This window comes from Mesorhizobium sp. M7A.F.Ca.AU.001.01.1.1 (assembly GCF_004022735.1).
GTDB lineage: Bacteria > Pseudomonadota > Alphaproteobacteria > Rhizobiales > Rhizobiaceae > Mesorhizobium > Mesorhizobium ciceri.
The window spans coordinates 1-1,118 of record NZ_RZPF01001150.1; the positions used below are offsets into that span (position 1 = coordinate 1).

Below are 1,118 nucleotides of genomic sequence, written 5' to 3' on the forward strand. Positions count from 1 at the left end.
GTCATGGCCTACTGGCTGGCTTTGGCGCTGGTCGTGGCCGTGACGGGCGGCATCTACTGGCTGCTGCGCAGCCGCCTCGGGCTGGCGCTGGCGGCCGTGCGCGACAATGTCGACGCGGCGCAATCGGTGGGCGTCGATACCGCCCGGCTCAGATGGGCGGTCTTTCTGATCGCCGCGGCTGCCACCGGGCTGACCGGCGCGCTGATTTTCCTGCAGACGGCCCGCATCTCGCCGAGCGCGGCCTTTGCCGTCACCGACTGGACCGCCAACGTCATCTTTATTGTCGTCATCGGCGGCATCGGCACCATCGAGGGGCCGATCCTCGGTGTGCTGGTCTTCTTTGCGCTGCGCTCGGCGCTGGCCGACTACGGCAGTTGGTACTTGATGACGCTCGGCCTCATCGCCGTTGTCGTGATGCTTTTTGCGCCAAAGGGGCTCTGGGGCCTGATCGCGTCCCGCAATGGCCTGCACCTGTTTCCGGTCCGCCGCAGGCTGACCGGTCCGAAGATCGAGGGAGGAATTTGATGGCGGATATCGAAACCGACGTGCTGATCGTCGGCACTGGCCCGGCCGGCTCGGCCACCGCCGCGCTGCTGTCGAGCTACGGCGTGGCCAACATGATCGTCAATCGCTATCGCTGGTTGTCGAACACGCCGCGTGCCCACATCACCAACCAGCGCACCATGGAAGTGCTGCGCGACCTCGGTCCGGATGTCGAGGCAGAGGCCATGATGCACGCCTCGCCGCAGGAACTGATGGGCGAGAACGTGTTCTGCGAAAGCCTGGCCGGCGAGGAGATCGGCCGCATGAAGAGCTGGGGTACAGCGCCGCTCTCCAAGGCCGAACATCTGCTGTCGTCTCCCTGTTTCATGAACGATTTGCCCCAGACCTTCATGGAGCCGATCCTGTTCAAGTCGGCCTGCACCCGCGGGACGCAGGCACGCATGAGCACGGAATATGTCAGCCATGTCCAGGATGCGGACGGCGTGACCACGACCTGCCGCGATCGGCTGTCGGGTAAGGATTTCACCGTGCGGTCGAAGTTCCTCGTCGGCGCCGACGAGGAACTTCGACCGCACGGTGAAATCCTTACCCGACAGCCGATCGCGGCAGGTCGT

The 1,118-nt window shown here is 64.9% G+C and carries 2 protein-coding genes; both read left to right on the top strand.

The features are described from left to right. On the top strand, positions 1-525 hold a 525-nt coding region (locus EN884_RS36650; protein ID WP_164895447.1), incomplete at its 5' end, for a branched-chain amino acid ABC transporter permease. Beyond that, on the top strand, positions 525-1,118 hold a 594-nt coding region (locus tag EN884_RS36655; protein ID WP_206617764.1), incomplete at its 3' end, for an FAD-dependent monooxygenase. The genes EN884_RS36650 and EN884_RS36655, both read left to right, overlap by 1 nt.